Origin of the sequence: Pseudoalteromonas sp. AS71, assembly GCF_038900275.1 — a bacterium.
In the GTDB taxonomy this organism is placed as follows: domain Bacteria; phylum Pseudomonadota; class Gammaproteobacteria; order Enterobacterales; family Alteromonadaceae; genus Pseudoalteromonas.
Genome location: NZ_JBBMQZ010000022.1, coordinates 1 through 17,346, shown reverse-complemented (window position 1 = coordinate 17,346; position 17,346 = coordinate 1). Strand labels below are relative to the sequence as shown.

Annotated in this window: 19 protein-coding genes; 9 read left to right on the top strand and 10 right to left on the bottom strand. The window is 38.4% G+C overall.

Annotated elements, in window-relative coordinates:
* Position 1: 1 nt before the first annotated feature.
* Positions 2-1,171: a monodechloroaminopyrrolnitrin synthase PrnB family protein gene (locus WNY98_RS16100; RefSeq protein WP_342878392.1), complete on the bottom strand. Its 1,170-nt coding sequence runs from the start codon at positions 1,169-1,171 to the stop codon at positions 2-4.
* A 136-nt stretch (positions 1,172-1,307) separates the two neighbouring features.
* On the opposite strand from WNY98_RS16100, the gene WNY98_RS16095 reads away from it, so the two are divergent.
* The 4 genes from WNY98_RS16095 to WNY98_RS16080 all read left to right on the top strand — a co-directional run bounded on the left by WNY98_RS16095 (position 1,308) and on the right by WNY98_RS16080 (position 7,080).
* Positions 1,308-1,763 (top strand): Lrp/AsnC family transcriptional regulator, encoded by a 456-nt coding sequence (locus WNY98_RS16095; protein WP_076925888.1) that lies wholly within the window; start codon positions 1,308-1,310, stop codon positions 1,761-1,763.
* 72 nt (positions 1,764-1,835) lie between these two features.
* Positions 1,836-4,553 carry an ATP-binding protein gene (locus WNY98_RS16090; RefSeq protein ID WP_342878391.1) on the top strand — a complete coding sequence of 906 codons (2,718 nt, stop codon included), beginning with the start codon at positions 1,836-1,838 and terminating at the stop codon, positions 4,551-4,553.
* Positions 4,546-5,934 carry an alpha/beta fold hydrolase gene (locus WNY98_RS16085; protein WP_342878390.1) on the top strand — a complete coding sequence of 463 codons (1,389 nt, stop codon included), beginning with the start codon at positions 4,546-4,548 and terminating at the stop codon, positions 5,932-5,934. The genes WNY98_RS16090 and WNY98_RS16085 overlap by 8 nt, the downstream gene beginning before the upstream one ends.
* A gap of 6 nt (positions 5,935-5,940) precedes the next feature.
* Entirely contained in the window at positions 5,941-7,080 is a 1,140-nt protein-coding gene (locus WNY98_RS16080) for a GNAT family N-acetyltransferase (RefSeq protein WP_342878389.1), read from the top strand.
* On the opposite strand, the gene WNY98_RS16075 is transcribed toward WNY98_RS16080, so the two are convergent.
* The gene (locus tag WNY98_RS16075; RefSeq protein WP_342878388.1) at positions 7,057-7,647 is read right to left on the bottom strand and encodes a DUF938 domain-containing protein; all 591 of its coding nucleotides are present in this window, start codon (positions 7,645-7,647) and stop codon (positions 7,057-7,059) included. The genes WNY98_RS16080 and WNY98_RS16075 overlap by 24 nt on opposite strands.
* A gap of 200 nt (positions 7,648-7,847) precedes the next feature.
* Here WNY98_RS16075 and WNY98_RS16070 point away from each other — a divergent pair, with 200 nt between their 5' ends.
* The 5 genes from WNY98_RS16070 to WNY98_RS16050 all read left to right on the top strand — a co-directional run bounded on the left by WNY98_RS16070 (position 7,848) and on the right by WNY98_RS16050 (position 10,944).
* Positions 7,848-8,033 (top strand): hypothetical protein, encoded by a 186-nt coding sequence (locus WNY98_RS16070; protein WP_342878387.1) that lies wholly within the window; start codon positions 7,848-7,850, stop codon positions 8,031-8,033.
* 101 nt (positions 8,034-8,134) lie between these two features.
* Positions 8,135-8,500, top strand: coding sequence for a hypothetical protein (locus tag WNY98_RS16065; RefSeq protein WP_231609258.1), 366 nt, complete (start codon positions 8,135-8,137; stop codon positions 8,498-8,500).
* Between the two features lie 11 nt (positions 8,501-8,511).
* Complete coding sequence (locus WNY98_RS16060; protein ID WP_076925893.1) at positions 8,512-9,888, top strand: class II fumarate hydratase; 1,377 nt, start codon at positions 8,512-8,514, stop codon at positions 9,886-9,888.
* Between the two features lie 110 nt (positions 9,889-9,998).
* The gene (locus WNY98_RS16055) at positions 9,999-10,532 is read left to right on the top strand and encodes a hypothetical protein (RefSeq protein ID WP_342878386.1); all 534 of its coding nucleotides are present in this window, start codon (positions 9,999-10,001) and stop codon (positions 10,530-10,532) included.
* Between the two features lie 10 nt (positions 10,533-10,542).
* On the top strand, positions 10,543-10,944 hold the full coding sequence (locus tag WNY98_RS16050; RefSeq protein WP_342878385.1) for a hypothetical protein: 402 nt from the start codon (positions 10,543-10,545) through the stop codon (positions 10,942-10,944).
* A gap of 23 nt (positions 10,945-10,967) precedes the next feature.
* Here the strand turns inward: WNY98_RS16050 and WNY98_RS16045 are convergent, their stop codons facing one another.
* The 8 genes from WNY98_RS16045 to WNY98_RS16010 all read right to left on the bottom strand — a co-directional run bounded on the left by WNY98_RS16045 (position 10,968) and on the right by WNY98_RS16010 (position 16,997).
* The gene (locus WNY98_RS16045; protein WP_007579770.1) at positions 10,968-11,153 is read right to left on the bottom strand and encodes a hypothetical protein; all 186 of its coding nucleotides are present in this window, start codon (positions 11,151-11,153) and stop codon (positions 10,968-10,970) included.
* Positions 11,154-11,173: 20 nt separating this feature from the next.
* Positions 11,174-11,494 carry a hypothetical protein gene (locus WNY98_RS16040; RefSeq protein WP_024599671.1) on the bottom strand — a complete coding sequence of 107 codons (321 nt, stop codon included), beginning with the start codon at positions 11,492-11,494 and terminating at the stop codon, positions 11,174-11,176.
* A complete protein-coding gene (locus WNY98_RS16035) occupies positions 11,491-12,129 on the bottom strand; it encodes a hypothetical protein (RefSeq protein ID WP_197186293.1) in 639 nt (212 codons plus the stop codon). The genes WNY98_RS16040 and WNY98_RS16035 overlap by 4 nt, the downstream gene beginning before the upstream one ends.
* Positions 12,130-12,203: 74 nt before the next feature.
* On the bottom strand, positions 12,204-12,896 hold the full coding sequence (locus WNY98_RS16030) for a PspA/IM30 family protein (RefSeq protein ID WP_004335088.1): 693 nt from the start codon (positions 12,894-12,896) through the stop codon (positions 12,204-12,206).
* 24 nt (positions 12,897-12,920) lie between these two features.
* Entirely contained in the window at positions 12,921-13,334 is a 414-nt protein-coding gene (locus WNY98_RS16025) for a DUF2170 family protein (protein ID WP_004335098.1), read from the bottom strand.
* A gap of 79 nt (positions 13,335-13,413) precedes the next feature.
* Positions 13,414-15,135: a polyamine aminopropyltransferase gene (locus WNY98_RS16020; RefSeq protein ID WP_342878384.1), complete on the bottom strand. Its 1,722-nt coding sequence runs from the start codon at positions 15,133-15,135 to the stop codon at positions 13,414-13,416.
* A 3-nt stretch (positions 15,136-15,138) separates the two neighbouring features.
* Positions 15,139-16,038 (bottom strand): DUF350 domain-containing protein, encoded by a 900-nt coding sequence (locus tag WNY98_RS16015; RefSeq protein ID WP_024589503.1) that lies wholly within the window; start codon positions 16,036-16,038, stop codon positions 15,139-15,141.
* Positions 16,039-16,064: 26 nt separating this feature from the next.
* Entirely contained in the window at positions 16,065-16,997 is a 933-nt protein-coding gene (locus WNY98_RS16010) for a CHAD domain-containing protein (RefSeq protein WP_342878383.1), read from the bottom strand.
* Positions 16,998-17,346: the final 349 nt, after the last annotated feature.

Below are 17,346 nucleotides of genomic sequence, written 5' to 3'. Positions count from 1 at the left end.
GCTATTTAATCCATTTTTTAAGTGTATTTAGATCGTCAAAACGTGTTTTTATATCGTCGCGTTTTGCGCTGGCTCGCCTATCTCTTAGTTTTTCGAGCGAATCAAGCAATACATGAAGCGGCGGACCACTTGCTGTTACCTTACTCATATACTGCTGTTGCATATTTTTTGAAGGCTGAGCAATAAACTTTTCAACCAGTTGATTATGATGACCGACCGCGGTGTCACCATGTAATTTACACACTTGGATAAATAAATTTGCGTGGTTTTTAAACCAACCTGTATTTTTATATTGCTCTGCTTGTAAAAAGTCATCCATAAAGCTTTGCATACGCATGGCCTCTCGTAGTATTTGCTGATCCTCTGGCATCATATATAAAAACTTATCCACCAGCATTTGCGAGTAACTAGGCTCGTTTGCGCTACAAAGGCCTAGTAACATATCAATCACGTTAATACCTGCAAAGTCACCAGCATTTGCACCTCTGTAAACCTCTTTACCTACACGATACGGTTTATAATAAGGGCGAACGCAGTTAAAAAAGCGATCTGTATCGAGCTCAGAATAAAGTGCATTATTTGATTCAATAACATCTATAAGCGCTTGTTTAGCTACTTTTAATAACTCACCACACAAGGGGTGTGAAATGCCTAACGGCAGTATTTTTAATAAAGCATCACTTGCTCGTTTATAGGCCAAAATACCTTGGGTGTTGTAATCAATAAATAGCTTTTCATCGGGTAAATTAGTAAATCGTTTATAAATACCGTTAAGTGCTTTGTTATGAGTAGTTAAATGGGCGGTAGCAAAACGAGGGGTTACGCCAATGGATGCACCAATATGCATAGCAAGCGCTGAGGCTTCTATTAGTGGAGAGGTTGTTTCTCTGCTTGGCTCAGTAATTTCATGGCGCCTACACGCTGCCATAAACAATCCTACGTTACCGAGTAAGTCAAAAGCGCTATCAAAACCTTGATCTGTGTTGCCCTCGGCTAATAAATTGCTAATTAATGCGTTGCCTTTTTTTTCTAATTGTTGCTTTAAGGCCTCGCCTACCCCTTCTACATTTGCTTTATCGGTTTGCTGCCAATAAAGCTGCTCTAATTCACTATTTAAAGTGACAAACTCTGTTCGTATCCAGTGATCGAAAATAGCGGTATGTGTGTTCATTGTTGTGCTCTATTATTTTTATAGTTAAATGCTAACAGAGTTCAATGAGGGTAAAACGCCAAAAAAATTAGTAAAAACTGCAATACTTAGCAATAATCACTACAAATATAAAAATAATTAATAAAAGCCGACAACTATGTTAGATAAAAAAGATCAGCAATTACTCGTTGCACTGCAAAGCCAAGCTCGTATGTCGGTTTCAGACTTGGCCAGTAGTATTAACCTATCGGATACACCTTGCCTAAGACGTATAAAAAAGTTAGAGCAAGAAAACATTATTACCGGCTACCACGCCGCCATAAACCCTAAAGCACTTAACCTTAATGTGTTGGTATATGCGTTTGTGCGATTAAGCCAAAACTCGGTAAGTGCTGCAGAGCAATTTGAGCAACATGTAGAAAAATTACCACATGTATTAGAGTGTTGTGTAATATCAGGGAGCTATGATTATTTATTAAAAATAATTGCACATGATCTTGAGAGCTACGAAACATTTGTAAAACATCAACTAGGTGGCTTAAGTTGTATCGCAAATATAGAATCAACAGTTGTGCTTAAACAATCATTTAGCAAAAAACAGTTACCATTATAAAAATAACCCAAATAACTTACTGTTAGCTATACTGATATTTCAAAACGACAATAATAATTGCTTGGACCTTATGTGAAAAATTTTAACTCTAAAAATCATTCTATTATTTTTTACATCATGTTTGCTTTAGCATATTTTTTAGTGGGTATAGCACTCACTAAACTTGCTTTTAATTCGCAAATAATTCCAATTTGGTTACCTGCTGGTATAGCTTTGGTCGGTTGTTATATTTGGTGGTGGCGCTTTATCCCGCCTTTATTTGTAGCTGCAATTGCATTTAATTTAAATATTTTTGATAGTTCAGCTCATGAGCTAGTCCTTGTCGGTAACTCATTTAACGAGGCTATGTATATCGCCTTTGGTGTGGTTATACAGGCAATGGTGGGCGCTGCTTTACTAAAATTTTGGCTTGGCCACCCACTACGCTTTAAAAAGCGTAAAAACATAATTTACTTTATTCTCGTCATAGCCATATTAGTCAGTTTAATTTCGGCTAACTTTGGCGTGTTCGCTCTTAGTCAATTTAACTCAGTTTACAGTATTGATAATCATTGGAAGAATGTTATTTACTGGTGGCTTGGCGATACATTAGGAGTAATAATTGCAACTCCGTTTTTACTTTCTTTATTACCACAAAAGTCTAACCAACATAATATATCGGCGTTTCCAACAATTGCAGTATGTTCTATTTTATTTGTGTCGGTTGCGGTCACAACACAGCTATACGATCAAGAAAACCGTATAAGCACAATTAAAATCGCCGAACGTGAAGTACACGTTATAGAAAATAGCCTTTATAGATATACAAATCGCAATATTATTGCAGTGCAGAGCCTAGCAAGTCAGGTTCAATCATCTTCAACATTAAGCCAACAAGATTTTTATTCTTATGCTAGCCAATTACTAACCCAGCATGCGTTTATTCACGCTTTATCGTGGAATGCAAAAATACCTCAAGATCAACGAGACGTCTTTGCTCAAGAGATATCAAACATTTACCATTTAGATGTTGATGTAGTAGGTGAGCCTCTTGAAATTAGCGATCCCCTTGTTATAGTAAAATACATAGCTCCTTTTAATGGTAATCAAAAAGCTATTGGCTTTAATGTATTTTCAAACCCTGATCGAAAAAATTCCCTGCTTAACCCCGCTATAAAATATATGCCCGTAGGTACTAAGATAATTCAACTAGTACAGACCAAACAGCCTAAGCCAGCTTATTTATTATTTGCTCCTGTGTATTCTCAAAGTAACGATAAAGAAACAATTAAAGGCTATGCCACAGGTGTATTTTTAGTACGAAGTATTATTGAACAAGCTATTACTAAACAGCAGTCTGATATGTTTTCGATTGGTATATATGAAGATACAAACACACCGCCGTTTTATAGTAATTACTCTCAAGATGTTCAGCAAGCCAAAGGCAGCCGTTTAATGTCGTTTGACGTGGACTTTGCAGGGCAAAAATGGATTGTAAAACTATCCCTTAAAGAAAGCTTTTTAACACAACATAATAGTCAGCTAACTTTATTATTACTCATACTTCAAGTTGCCGTATGTTCTTTAATTTTAATGGTTTTACTACTGTTTAATCAGCAACAAATAGCGCTTACACGTCAAGTTGCAGAGCGTACACACTCACTCGCACAAGCAAAACAGCAGTCCGATTTAGCTAATCAAGCTAAAAGCCAATTTTTAGCTAATATGAGTCACGAAATACGAACACCGCTCAATGCCGTTATTGGTTTTTCTTCACTTGCTCGCGAAACAGACACTGCAACTACACTCATTGGCTATTTAGATAAAATAAACTCATCATCTAAAAGTTTATTAAACTTAATTAATGACATTCTTGATATATCAAAAATAGAATCCCAAAAGTTAGTTATTGAATCTATTGCATTCGACCTAGGTGCCTTAATAACACGCATAAACAATATGTTTGAACAAAGCGCTGTTAACAAAGGTATTAAATGGCAAGTTAACTCAAAGCTACCTTTAGATACCTGGTTTATTGGTGATCCGATGCGAATTGAGCAGATATTACTTAATTTATGTAGTAACGCGATTAAATTTACAAGCCAAGGCAGCGTTACTTTAAACATAGAAACAGAGTTTACTGCCGCCAATAAAGTACAGCTTGTTATAACCATTAGGGATACCGGAATAGGTATAAAGCCAAGCCAACATAAAAAATTATTTAATGCATTTACCCAAGCTGATAGCTCTACCTCTAGGCAATTTGGTGGTACAGGGCTGGGCTTAACAATAGCAAAAGAGCTAAGCCAATTAATGGGGGGAGAAATAGCACTTGAAAGTGAAATAGATAAAGGCTCTACGTTTACATTTTCAATGCAATTAGAAACAACAGAGCCTAAAAAAGAACATGTTATTACATTTGATAATACTAATATTACTTCGCTAGACATTTTGGTCGCAGAAGACAACCCAGTGAATCAAATGGTTATTAAAGCGATGCTTGGCTCGCTGGGGATTGTGCCGTATATAGTAGAAAATGGCGAACTGGCCGTTGATATAGTTAAAAAGCAGCATTTTGATTTAGTTCTTATGGATTGCCAAATGCCTATAATGGATGGCTATAGAGCAACTGCATTGATCAGGCAATTTAAAACTGAACAAGAACTCCCGATTATTGCTTTAACTGCCGACGTTATGCCAGAGGATAAAGCACATGCACAAGCAGTTGGATTTAACCAACATCTTGCAAAACCGCTTGAACTCATTAAGCTAACTGAGTGTCTTGCCCAATATGCAGTAGTTAATGAATAATAGTGATTTAATTTTAAGAATAGTTTTAAGAGTAGCTTTTGGTTTTGTTTTAAGTATTTTTTCGCATATTACCGTCGCTCAAAACTGTATATCGCAGGCGAGCGACTTTAAATTTATAACAAAAAGTAAGCAACAAGGCTTATTACGCTTTGAAAATGAGCACAACCACCAGCGCTTTAATTACCACGCCCTTTTACCATTTAACGATTACTTAGATTTTGCATATAAACATATAAATAAAGCCAATCCACGTTCAAATATGCCATGCCCTGTTATTACACAAACGTATCAGCAATTAGTAACACAAGGTACGCGAAAACCTGACCCTACTATTGCAGATATTATTGCTCCTTTTGAGCTAACGCATTCAAACAGTAATAAAGTTGCACTACTAATCCACGGACTAACTGACTCCCCCTTTACGTATCACGATTTAGCACAAGTGTATTATCAGCAAGGCTATACTGTGCGTACTATTTTATTACCAGGACATGGAAGCGCCGTAAGTGCTTTACTCAATGTAGACGTTAGCCAATGGCAACAAGCAATAAAATACGGTATTGAGCGCTCGGTGCAAGACTTTGATGAGGTGATACTCGCAGGTTACTCTACCGGTGCAGCGTTACTTATTGATTACGCAACCAAACACACTGTTTCGCCAAAAATTAAAGCGCTTATGCTTTATTCGCCCGGCTCCGAACCTCACAATAAATACGGCTGGATAGCAAAGTGGATTGACGCTATACCGTTTGTTAATTGGATTGATAAAGATGCCGATGTAGACTTTGCTAAGTATGAATCATTTCCTTTAAATGCAGCGGCAGCATCATACGATGCAATGTCACTTGCAAGCGTAAGTAGTTTAAGCAAACGCCCTCCACTTAAATTACCTATTTTTAGTGTGCTTAGCGATATTGATACCACGATAGATACACGGGCCACTCTAAAGTTATTAAGTGCATTACACAAAGATAATTCAGTAAAATATAAGCCGCTCGATACTTTAGTACTTTATGGAAGCACTGATATTTTACCGCCAGACTTTGCTAGTGACTACACAGTAAATAACCCGCAATGCACAACGCCTCAATGTAAAACGGTTCATGGTATATCGCATATTGCGGTTGTTAACTCACCGCAAAATCCACATTATGGAATTAACGCAACCTATCGTAATTGTGGCAGCTTTATTAATGACGAGTCCCTATATAAAACATATAAAACAACTAAAAACCCACAATTAGGAGAGCGTACAAGCGCTAACTTAAAACACTATCCGGCTTTACAGCGCTTAACTTATAATCCTCATTTTACCGAGCTTAAAATGCAAATTAGTACGTTTATTAAAAACGTAGAACAGCTTAAAACAACTACAAGGTAAGTAGTCATGGGAACGTTTTCGCACCAATGGTTTAGCGGTATTAATGAGATTGATCAGCCGCAGTGGCAACGTTTATTTGGTGATGAACCATTTACTCAACATGCTTTTTTATATGCCCTTGAACAAAGCCAATGCGTAACACAAAAAAGCGGTTGGCAACCCCATCACCTCGCTATTTTTGAAGGTGATACACTCGTTGCACTTGCACCCGGGTATTTAAAAAGTCATTCATACGGCGAGTACGTATTTGACTGGGCATGGGCTGAGGCATACGAAAAACATGGTTTAGCGTATTATCCAAAATGGCTATCTGGCATTCCCTTTAGCCCTATTGAGGGTAAGCGTATTGCTATCGAGCACATGAATCCAAATGCGGTGTATCAATACATTACAGAGCAACTGAGCATACACAGTGCTCAGCAAGGATGGTCGGGATGGCATGTTAATTTTTGCGACCAAGCTCAAGCCACATCATTAACTGAGCAACACGCTATGTTAAGAGTGGGTGTGCAGTTTCAGTGGTTTAATAAAGGTTATGAATCCTTTGACGACTTTTTGCAAATGCTTAGCTCGCGTAAACGCAGGTCACTTAAAAAAGAACGAGCTAAAATAGCACAACAAAATATTGATATTGAATGGCTGCAAGGCACACAAATTACGCCCGAGATAATGCAATTGTTTTGTGAGTTTTATCAGCGTACGTATTTAAAACGCTCTGGTCATTTAGGCTATTTAAATATGGAGTTTTTTACGCTTTTACATGCATTAATGGCCAATAACCTTGTTATTATGCTGGCCAAAAAAGACGACAGCGTGATTGCTGCAACCCTTAGTTTAATTGGTGAAAATACGCTTTATGGGCGCTACTGGGGAGCAAGTGAAGAAGTAGACTCGCTTCACTTTGAGTTGTGCTATTACCAAGGTATTGAGTTTGCAATAAAACATAAACTCAGCTGTTTTCATTCAGGCGCACAAGGTGAGCACAAAATAGCGCGCGGATTTGAACCCGTACTTACCTACTCTGCTCACCATATTGTTGATGGCGACTTTAGTCATGCAATAAGCGACTACTTAAAGCGTGAACGCGGCCATATTGATATATATAAAGAGCAATGTAGATCATTACTGCCGTTTAAAAACGAGTAACTGATTATTTGCAGGCATGGCTGTATCGCTAATAAGCGAAAGCCCTGCTTGCTTAGCTAGTTGTTCAACTGCTTCAAAATTTCTTATTCCACTTAACGGATCGCGCTCTGTTAAAAAGGCACTAAAGTCATCATTACTTGGGCTGGTAAATTCACCTTGGTATTTGAATGGCCCATAAATACATAACATACCTTCGTTATTTAAATGACGTTTAACACCGTCAAAAAAACGTTCAACTAATTGCCAACTAACAATATGAAATGTATTTGCCGTATAAATAGCGTCAACCTTATCTACTGGCCACTCATTATTTAAATCAAGCTCAAGCGGTGCATGTAAATTAGTTAAATTAGCTTCGCGGTGCCATAAGTTAATCCCTTCGTGGTTTATAGCGCGATCACTTGTATGCCACTGCAAATGAGGCAATTGCTCTGCAAAAAACACACTATGTTGGCCGGTTCCTGAGCCAACTTCGAGTACTGTTTTAGTGTTTTTTAATACAGTTTTTAATTGCTTTAAAATAGGGGTTTTATTGTTTTCACAGGCTTGTGAAAATGGCTTTGTCATTACTGTGCACCAAAATTGTCGGTTAATGCACAACAGTAAAGCAAATTTGACTTATTTTGTCGTGTTCAAAAAATGATAATTTTTTAAATTTATAAATATCATGAGGTTAAATTTATTTATTATGATTGGTACATAATATGCTTTTATATAACTAACCCACTAAAGGGTTTAACTTATATTAAATTTCAAAGGATAAAATTATGCATATACCCCCTTATACAGCTGTAGACGCAGCTATTGCTATAACCGAAAAAACCACCGACGATCATAGTTACGCCATTGATATGAGAGCTACAGTAATCGATTTACTTTCGCACCCTAAACACAATCAACAGGCGATGACCAAACATGAAACAGATCAGATATTTATTCTTGGCTACAATTAAAACTCAAATTAGTATCGCAAATAATTTTTATAATAACTGTTTACACTGAAACCGATTAAATGTAATGATAACTATTATCGTTAACTTAAGTCGGTTTTTTTATGTCTTCAAATTATGCCCAGCATCGTTACCATCAAGAACTCTCTTGCCATTGCTTAAGACCTGGCCTACATGCACCCATGCTCGTTGCCGATTACATAGAAACCGCCCTTAACGTTGCCAAAAAATTTGAGCAACAACGTAATCCCTTGCTTCAAGAGTTTTATCTTAGGCGCACACACCATGAAATTATGAACAAAATGTGCGACCCTCTTATACATAATGCTATTCGTAAACAATGTTTAGAGCAGTTATACAAACCTTTATTAGCACTAAAACGGTTTTATAAGGTGCATAACAATACTGCACAATTTTTAATACTTGAGCGTGAAGCTCGTATTCTTAGTCACGAATTCAACCCTTTTTAAGGAGCACACTTATGAGCAACTTTAGAACAGAATCAGACAGCATGGGCGAGCTAAAAGTACCTACTGATGCACTCTATCAAGCGCAAACACAGCGAGCGGTTAATAATTTTGCCATTAGTGGCTTACCTATGCCGAAGCAATTTATAACTGCACTGGCTTATATAAAACAAGCCGCAGCACAAAGTAACTGTGAGCTTGGGCATTTAAGCAAAGCTAAAGCCAATGCTATTGAGCAAGCTTGCCAAAGTATTATTGATGGCGAGCACATTGAGCATTTCCCCGTTGATATTTTTCAAACCGGTTCGGGCACAAGCTCAAATATGAATGCCAATGAAGTTATTGCAACGCTTGCTAGCCGGATAGGCAGTGAAAGCATTCACCCTAATGATGATGTAAACATGGGGCAAAGTTCTAACGATGTAGTTCCTACTGCTATCGCACTCAGTAGTGCAATAAACGTAGTGTATGAATTACTTCCTTCGCTTGAAAACTTATCGCAAAGCCTGGAAAAGAAAAAAGCTGAAGTAGGCCATATAGTTAAAACGGGCCGTACGCATTTAATGGATGCAATGCCTGTAACGTTTGATCAAACTCTAAGTGCATGGCAGTCACAAGTTAACCATGCCGCTGCAGGAATTAGACATAGCTTAGAGCGTGTATGCGAGCTTGCACAAGGCGGTACAGCCGTTGGAACAGGAATAAATGCAGACCCTAAATTTGCAGCAAAATTTACAGAAAACCTGAGTGCCAATGTAGGCATTAGATTTACGCCTAGTAGTAACTTTTTTTATAACATAGGCTCACAAGACGCCATCGTCGCGCTTTCAGGGCAATTAAAAGTACTCGCTGTCGCACAAATGAAAATAGCGAACGACTTACGCTGGATGAACTCAGGCCCACTTGCAGGTTTAGGTGAAATAGAGCTTGAAGCGCTTCAACCAGGTTCATCTATTATGCCTGGCAAAGTAAATCCTGTTATACCTGAAGCAGCCGCAATGGTAAGTGCACAAGTAATAGGTAACGACGCCACTATTACGGTAGCCGGCCAGGCGGGTAATTTTGAGCTAAACGTTATGCTGCCAGTCATTGCGTATAATATTTTACAAAGCATAGAATTACTTGCCAATAGCGCGCAGGCATTGGGCGATAAAGCCATTGCCAGCTTTAAGGTAAATCAGCCTAATATAGATAAAGCGCTCGCTAAAAATCCAATTTTGGTAACGGCGCTTAATCCGGTGATCGGTTATGAAAAAGCAGCAAAAATAGCAAAGCAGGCTTATAAAGAAGCCCGCCCTATTATTGATGTAGCCGAACAAGAAACCGATTTACCGCGTGAAGAACTCGAAAAATTACTCAACCCTACCAAACTAACGCAGGGCGGACTTTAACAGAACAATATTTTTCACGTCTTTAATTACTTGATAATATAGTTTTTATTGCCGTAAAAAATGCACAGTGTATGATAGTGATGAATATTTCATCACTATCAAGGTTTTTTATGCGTACCCCATTGTTAGCCATACTTTTACCACTGTGTTTAACTGCATGTTTGGATAAAGAACCCGCTAAAACACAGCAAGTAACAATCACCTCAGAAGCTGAAGCACCAAAGCAAGAGCTACAAAAGCTAGAAGAAAACACTCAATTACAAGAAAATAAAAAAAATAGTGTGATTGCTGAAAAAGTACCAAAAGCTGATTTGAAAAACGTTTCAATAGACGATATAAAAGCAGCTAAAACCGAATTAAATACACTAATTGCAGATAAACAGTGTGATACAAGCACTCAATGTAGAGTAAATGCAGTAGGTAGTCGCGCATGTGGTGGGCCAAGCAGCTTTGTTGTGTACTCAACAAACGCAGCATCTGAGGAGCAAGTAGCAGCCCTTAGCGACAAAATTACTAAGCTTGAAAGTAGTTATAATTCACAAAAAGGAATGATGAGCATTTGTCAGCATTTAACAACGCCAAGCACGCAGTGTGTTGAAAATAAATGTGTTAAACTTGAAGGCTCAGCGGTAAGTGCATTTTAAGGATAACGTTATGAGTTGTTTACCATCAACAGTTAAACTGTCAATTATAAGCATTGTTAGCAGCATTTTATTACTAAGTGGTTGTGCTAGCACTGTGACGTCAAATGAGCAAAGTAAAAACTTGTCTGACTTGAACTATGATCTGAATAACATGGTGAGTAATAATAGCTGCACCGCTAGCTTTCAGTGCAAAGTCCTTGAAGTCGGCGCACGTGCTTGTGGCGGACCGAGTAAATATGCTGTTTATTCAACGCTAAACACCTCTCAAGAAGAAGCGGAACAGCTTGCTCAACAAATAACAAAACAAGAAGAGATACAAAATAAAGCGCAAGGCTTAACCGATTGCTCTCCTGTACTTGAAGTGCAATCGCTGTGTATTAATCAGCAGTGCCAGTCGTTTGATATAAAATAAAAACGGCCACCTTAACTTCAGCGTTAACTTAAATATGGAATTAACGCTGAAATTACTACCACCAATACCACGCAAATACCCGCTTTAATAATGTATTTCATGGGCATTGTTTTAAGCACCCAATATGCATAAATAAAGCGAACAAAATAACTCGCCGCAGTACCAAACAACGCAAAAATAATTAAGTAAGCAATTAAAATAATATTCATAAAAACCTAATTAAATTATTTCACTTTTTATTTTTAGTGTGAGCTATTAATAAATCAGCTACTTGTTGCTTTACGGCTCGCTTGTCATCACTTTGTACATCAAAGCGACTGGCTAGTTGCGCTATTTCATCATCATTTAAATTAAACGATAAACGTTGACGCGTTTTTTTAGACTTCACGTCTAAGCCAAGTATTTTTCGGATCATATCTGATGGAGTTAACTCTTGATCGATCGCTTGTTTTTTTATCAGCTTTTGAACTTCGCTGCTCAGATCAAATGCCATTTGCGTGGCACGTACAGCTTGTTCCTGACGTAACCACTTATCTTTAGCATCACTCACTTAGCATCTCCGGGAAACAAGTCTACAATGTCTGACATTGGACGCATGAGCGTTAGCGATACTTCGGTTTCGCCACCATCCCAAATTTCGATATTTAAACCAAAACCTTCGTTATCTGACGCTAAGCAAATCATTTCACATGGCTCACCACCTTCTTGCTCATAACGAGGCAAAGTTTGGTTGCGGTAGTCTTTATTATGGAAATAACACACATAAGGCGACTCGCTTTGTTGATAGCTTTTAGCTAAAAACTGCATAAAGCGCTCTGGTGTATTTTGCACTGTAATGTGGGTTAACGACTCCTCATCAAAAATACGCGCAAACTCATCAAGGCTAAATATTTCTTCAACTTCGTTTCGCTGAATTTTAATAGAAAAGTTAGCCCACTCTTCGCCGTCATCTTGCTCAATTTGTAAAAATACAACTTGCCCACTATTTGTCTCAAGTACAAATTCAGTATCGCTACTGTGCTGATATTGGTAAGTCTGAATATCAGTAACACGTAACGTTTCACCTTTTAACCATGCAGGATAGGCAAATGAGTCAATAACGCTAAACATGTCGCCTTTTTTAAGTTCGCTCGGATGATTAAGCTGACGTTCTGGCTCTTTTTTAGATTTGAAAAAATTAAACATAGGAAGGCTGCCTTCTAAGCAAAAAAGGTAACTGAGAAAAACTCGGTTACCTTTTTAAAGTATAAACGTAATGGTTAGCTATTTTGCTTCGCTTTAATACGAGCTAAAATATCAGCGCTTTTTGGACTTGTGTCGCCAATGCCTGCTTCAGCCATTTTTGCTTTTAAGTCATCGCCATTTACGTCTGACTCAAGTTGCTTTGCAGCACCAAGCTGGTCACTTCGATCTTGTTGGCGCTGTTTAATGCGTTCAAGCGATTGACGAGCCGATGTCATAGACGAGCTGTTTGTATTAAGTGTGCTGTTAACAGCCATTGTTGCTTGCTGTACGCTTTCAGTGGTTTTAACCATTGTAAGCTGACGCTGATTCTCTTTGATCGATTTTTCAGCATCTTTAACTTGCTGCTTAAGCGCAACAATGTGATTGCTAAAACCAGATAATACTTGCTCGTTTTCAGCTTTTTCAGCTTCAAAGTCACCAATTTTTTCTGCAATTTCTAATGCTAATGCTTCGTTGCCCTTTTCAAGCGCTTGGCCTGCATACGCTTCATGTTCAGCGATTGATGCATCTACAGCGCTAATTTTACGCTTAGTTTGCATTTCTTTAGCCATTACTTCAGTAAGGCTTTTTTTAGCACGGTGAAGTGCATTTTGCGCATCTGCAATTTCTTGCTCAAAAATACGGATGCCATTTTTGTCTACAATTGCTTCGCCTGCTTCACGAGCGCCGCCACGTACTGCTGTAAATAATTTTTTTAAAATACTCATAATCTTAACTCCACTAACTAGCTATTAATCGTTTAAATACAAGGTCACGGCTTCTAGTGCATCGATAGCGTTATCGGCTAATGTCACTAGTTCGTGGGTAACGTCATCTAATGATGAGTTTACCGACAGTGCACCAAAAATCGCGTATTTGTTATCGATTTTAGCAAATGCACTCAGTGGAATTGGCACGTTTAAACGTAGTAATGTTTCGTTTAACTCGTTGCGTAATTCACTCTTAACTTCATCTTCGTCAAACAAGTAGCTAATACATAAAAGCTGCTCTTGTGTTTGTGTAACAAAAATTGGAAGTTCATCATTTCCATCAACAATGACTTGTAAAACATCTTGCTCGCCAGGGTTGGCAATCAAGAAAGACTCAAAGTTAGCGCCTTCAGTTTCAAAAGAAGCTAATTTTATTGAAAGTTCATTTAATTCCATGTCTCTGCCTTTTGTCGTTTGACATATTATGTCTGAGTTAAGATTCTCATGGTCGACATATTATGTCAACCATGTTTTATTAGTTTTTATATAATTCGCTTTCTATTTCCCATGCAGTTCGGTAGTAATCATACAACTGACCAGACCCTAACCTATTGACCTCAATACTTTTAATTTTCTCAAAGTAGTGGTTAGGAAATACAAAACTTGCCAATAAATATTCTTTACTAATCCACCTTGATGGCACAGGCATAGCCGTCGCATCATTAATTCGACCACTGGCCGACTGCCCCATTTTAGTGGCTATAGTCCAGCCCCACTGCCCAAACGAAGGTATGTTTTGCTGATATTGCTCAACATACCCAAACCCTGCAGCTTTAACCGTTTTGCCTATACTTAAAAACGCTTTTTTAGCGTGATAAGGTGAGGTTGATTGAACCGCCATTGCGCCATCGGGTGCTAATAACTGGCGTACATGATTATAAAAGTAGTCACTGTACATTTTATTTAGATCAGGATGGTTAGGGTCAGGTAAATCAATTAAGATAGTGTCGAACTGCTTAGATTGGTCAAGTAGCCTTTCTACTTCTAAAAATGCATCACCCACAATTATATTGGCTCGCGAGTCATGCATCGATTTATTGTTTAACTGTAGTAATCGCTTATTGATGTGCTCTGGCGGCGTAAAGTCACCGTCTTTATGACCAAATAAATTGAGTAGTTGCGCGTCTAAATCTATTAGCGTTACTTCACTCACAGGCCATTTTAAAACATCTCTAAGTGCAAGCCCGTCACCACCACCAATTATTAATACACGGTCGTGTCTGTTAGAGGCAAGCATTGCAGGGTAAACCAGCATTGAATGATATATTTGCTCATCAATACTTGAGAACTGTAAACGCCCATTTAAATATAAATCGGTAATTGGCTGAGGTTGGTTTTTGCTTAAGCGCTCAGTTAATACTACGTGTTGGTATTTAGTGGCTTGTGAGTAAATTACTTTATCTTTGTATAAAACATTACTTAGATTGTTCATCCAACTACTACCAAATACTAAAATAAAGCCAAATAATGCCAACAGCACTATATGGCAAACTAAAAGTGCCTTAGCAAAGCGCACATGGGTATGATAGCGCCATAAAAATGCGAGCCCTGCGATAATATTAAATAACGCCGTCCACGCTGCAGCTTGCATTATAGGCATTGAGAGCATGATACTTACCCAAATGGCTGCACCGATACCAGCACCAATATAATCGGCACCATAGATAGTCCCTGCGTTGTTTTCTAAAAAACGCCCATAAACGTGCTGACGAATACGCGCTATAAGCGGTATTTCCATACCAATAAATAAGCCCAGTATTAAACCAAAAACATAAGGTAGAAAACGTGACCACTCTTGTAGCTTTTGAAATACGTAACCATTAAGTACAACATCAGGGGGTAAATTAAAAATGCTCGAAAATAAATGAGGAAGAGAATAACTAACTGCTATTACACCCGCTATCGCTAAAATGCAGCCCATGCCAATTAAAGCAATAATGCTTTCTAGCCAAGCAAAAGCGGTAAATGCATCTTTAAACCAACGTGCTAAAAAAGCGCCTAAGCCCATTGCTACAATCATAGTACCGATCATGGCGTAAATAGCGCTCTCTACTGAGCCAAGTACACGGCCAGCATAATGAGACAGTAAGTATTCATAAATAAGGCCGCACCCAGCAAGCACGGCCATAACAGTAATAAGTAATATATCGTGCCCAAGTAAGCGAGACTTACTTGGGCCAGTTGTGGTTGATGACACTGATTATGCGCCTAGTAATGTTGCCATAGTGATACCTACAGCAAATGATACTGCTGCAGAAATAGTAGCTACACCTACATTTTTTTGACGATTAACTTCATCGGAAATATCGCAACCAGATAAAATTATTTTAATTGTCACTAAGTGCAAAATAATAAATGCAACAAGGCTCACAACAGCGCTAATAGCCCAGTATAGTAAACTCGCATTAATATTATCAGCAGCGTAAGGTGCAACACCCGTTGCGGCTGTAATAGCTAATGCACTACCGACTAAAAATCCAGCGTAACGAATACCCACAGCTAAGTTACCATCAACAATTGCTTGTTGTAGGCAGTCGCCACTTTTATTTGTACGCTTAAATAACTGCACTCGGTACTGGCTAACAAGTAGTAATACAACGCTACCTATAATAAAGGCGGCAATTACAATTGGAAGACCATGCCAGCCATCAGTAGCCACCCATAATAGAGCTGAGCGAATAACGATAGCAACACTGACAACATGGCCAAAATCAATTATTGAAGCTGTAACGTTACCTTTAACGATTTCGTCGTGCAGACTTACCTTACGAAGTGCTACTTTATCTTGAAAAAAGTGACCCAACTTAATAAGTACAATTGCTAATGCGCCATAAGCTAACATTTGCAGTGCTTCTTGTTGCAGTGTTGCAGCAAAAGCTCCGCTACTTACACCCGTTAATACAATCGCCAGCGCCACCAAGCCAGCGGCAAAGCTAATACCAAAGGCAAAGTTATCACGCTCTGTTATTTCATCATTTGCATGTAAGTTTGAAACCCAGCCTTTTATATATTTAAGGCTTACAAATAATAAAACAATAATTGCAAAATCAATCGCCAGCGCTTGCAGCGACCACATAGTTATTCCATTAAATTCATACATATTATTCTAACTCCAACTTTATTCTTTTACTTACCACGGCTCACGCCACGAGAGGTTCTGCTACCACTATCACGCACCGATCCAGAGCTATTGCTATAACTGCTCGAACGAGAATAACTACTGCGGCTTTTTGGTGGCGTATAACTGCTGCGGCTTAAACCTGATGCACCTGTTTTCTTACTCGCATACGGGCTTGTAAACTGTTTACCTTGGCGTTGGTATGTTTGGCGCGTACGTGTTTCTAAAGCGCTTTGGGTTTTAATTTGTTTAGGGCTTGAATAACGTGAACGGCCATAGTCATTGTAATAGCTATACTTTCGGCGTTTGCTCCAGCTACCGTATTCAACACGATCAAATACATCGCCTAAAATACGGTACATTCCGTACCATTGCCAAAAGCTAATACCATTACTATTTGATTGCCAATTACCATAGTTAGGATTACCAACCATTTGGTTACCAACACCCTCACCTTCAGCTTGCTTACTAATTGCACCTACACGTGCTAAAGCACCTTTAGACATATCAGCTAGCATATTGATAGGATCGGTTAACGCATCAGAGAATAGCGTTGGTTTGGCTGCTTCACGCAACAAATCAATACTATGTAGCGTATCTTCATAAGGGGGAATTAAATAAGTACCTTTCACATCTTTAAGTCGCTGTGTTAAACCACTATAAAGTGCGCCTTGGCGCGTTGCATCAAGGGTAATTACATCAACAACCTTTGTAAGTTCTGGTTGTTGTTTTTTAAGAAGCTCGCCATATTCTTTAAGTAATACAGCATTGCGTACGCTTCCATTATCGAGTGCAATACCAAGCTGAGACAGCTCCGTATCTACCTTTTTAATAGACTCTTGAATTGTTTGTTGCAGCTGCTCTTCTTTAGATTGACAACCCATAAGCACTGCGAACAAACAAAACAGGCTCATAAGTTTCCAAGCTTTAATATTCGACATTCATGTCACCTGATTTACTAAATTAACTTAGCTAGTTTTACACAGGTCACTTATTAAACCAAGAATGAAATTGCAACAAAATGAGAAGAAACGAGAAGCGCTGAGATCTGAGTATAATTTAGTGAAAATATGAAGCTATATCGAGAGGTTAGAATTGAAGTTTAAGCGTTATAAGTGCGCACTTATGGTGATTCTAGCGTCGGGAGTCGCTACGCTCACCTGACCTACGCGATGGATGTTGATGTGAGTGTGTATTAATTGTGCGTATTTTGCTTTTCTGCAGACGTAAAAAAGCCCGAATCGTTAGATTCGGGCTTTCTACAATTTGAAGCCTGGTAATGTCCTACTT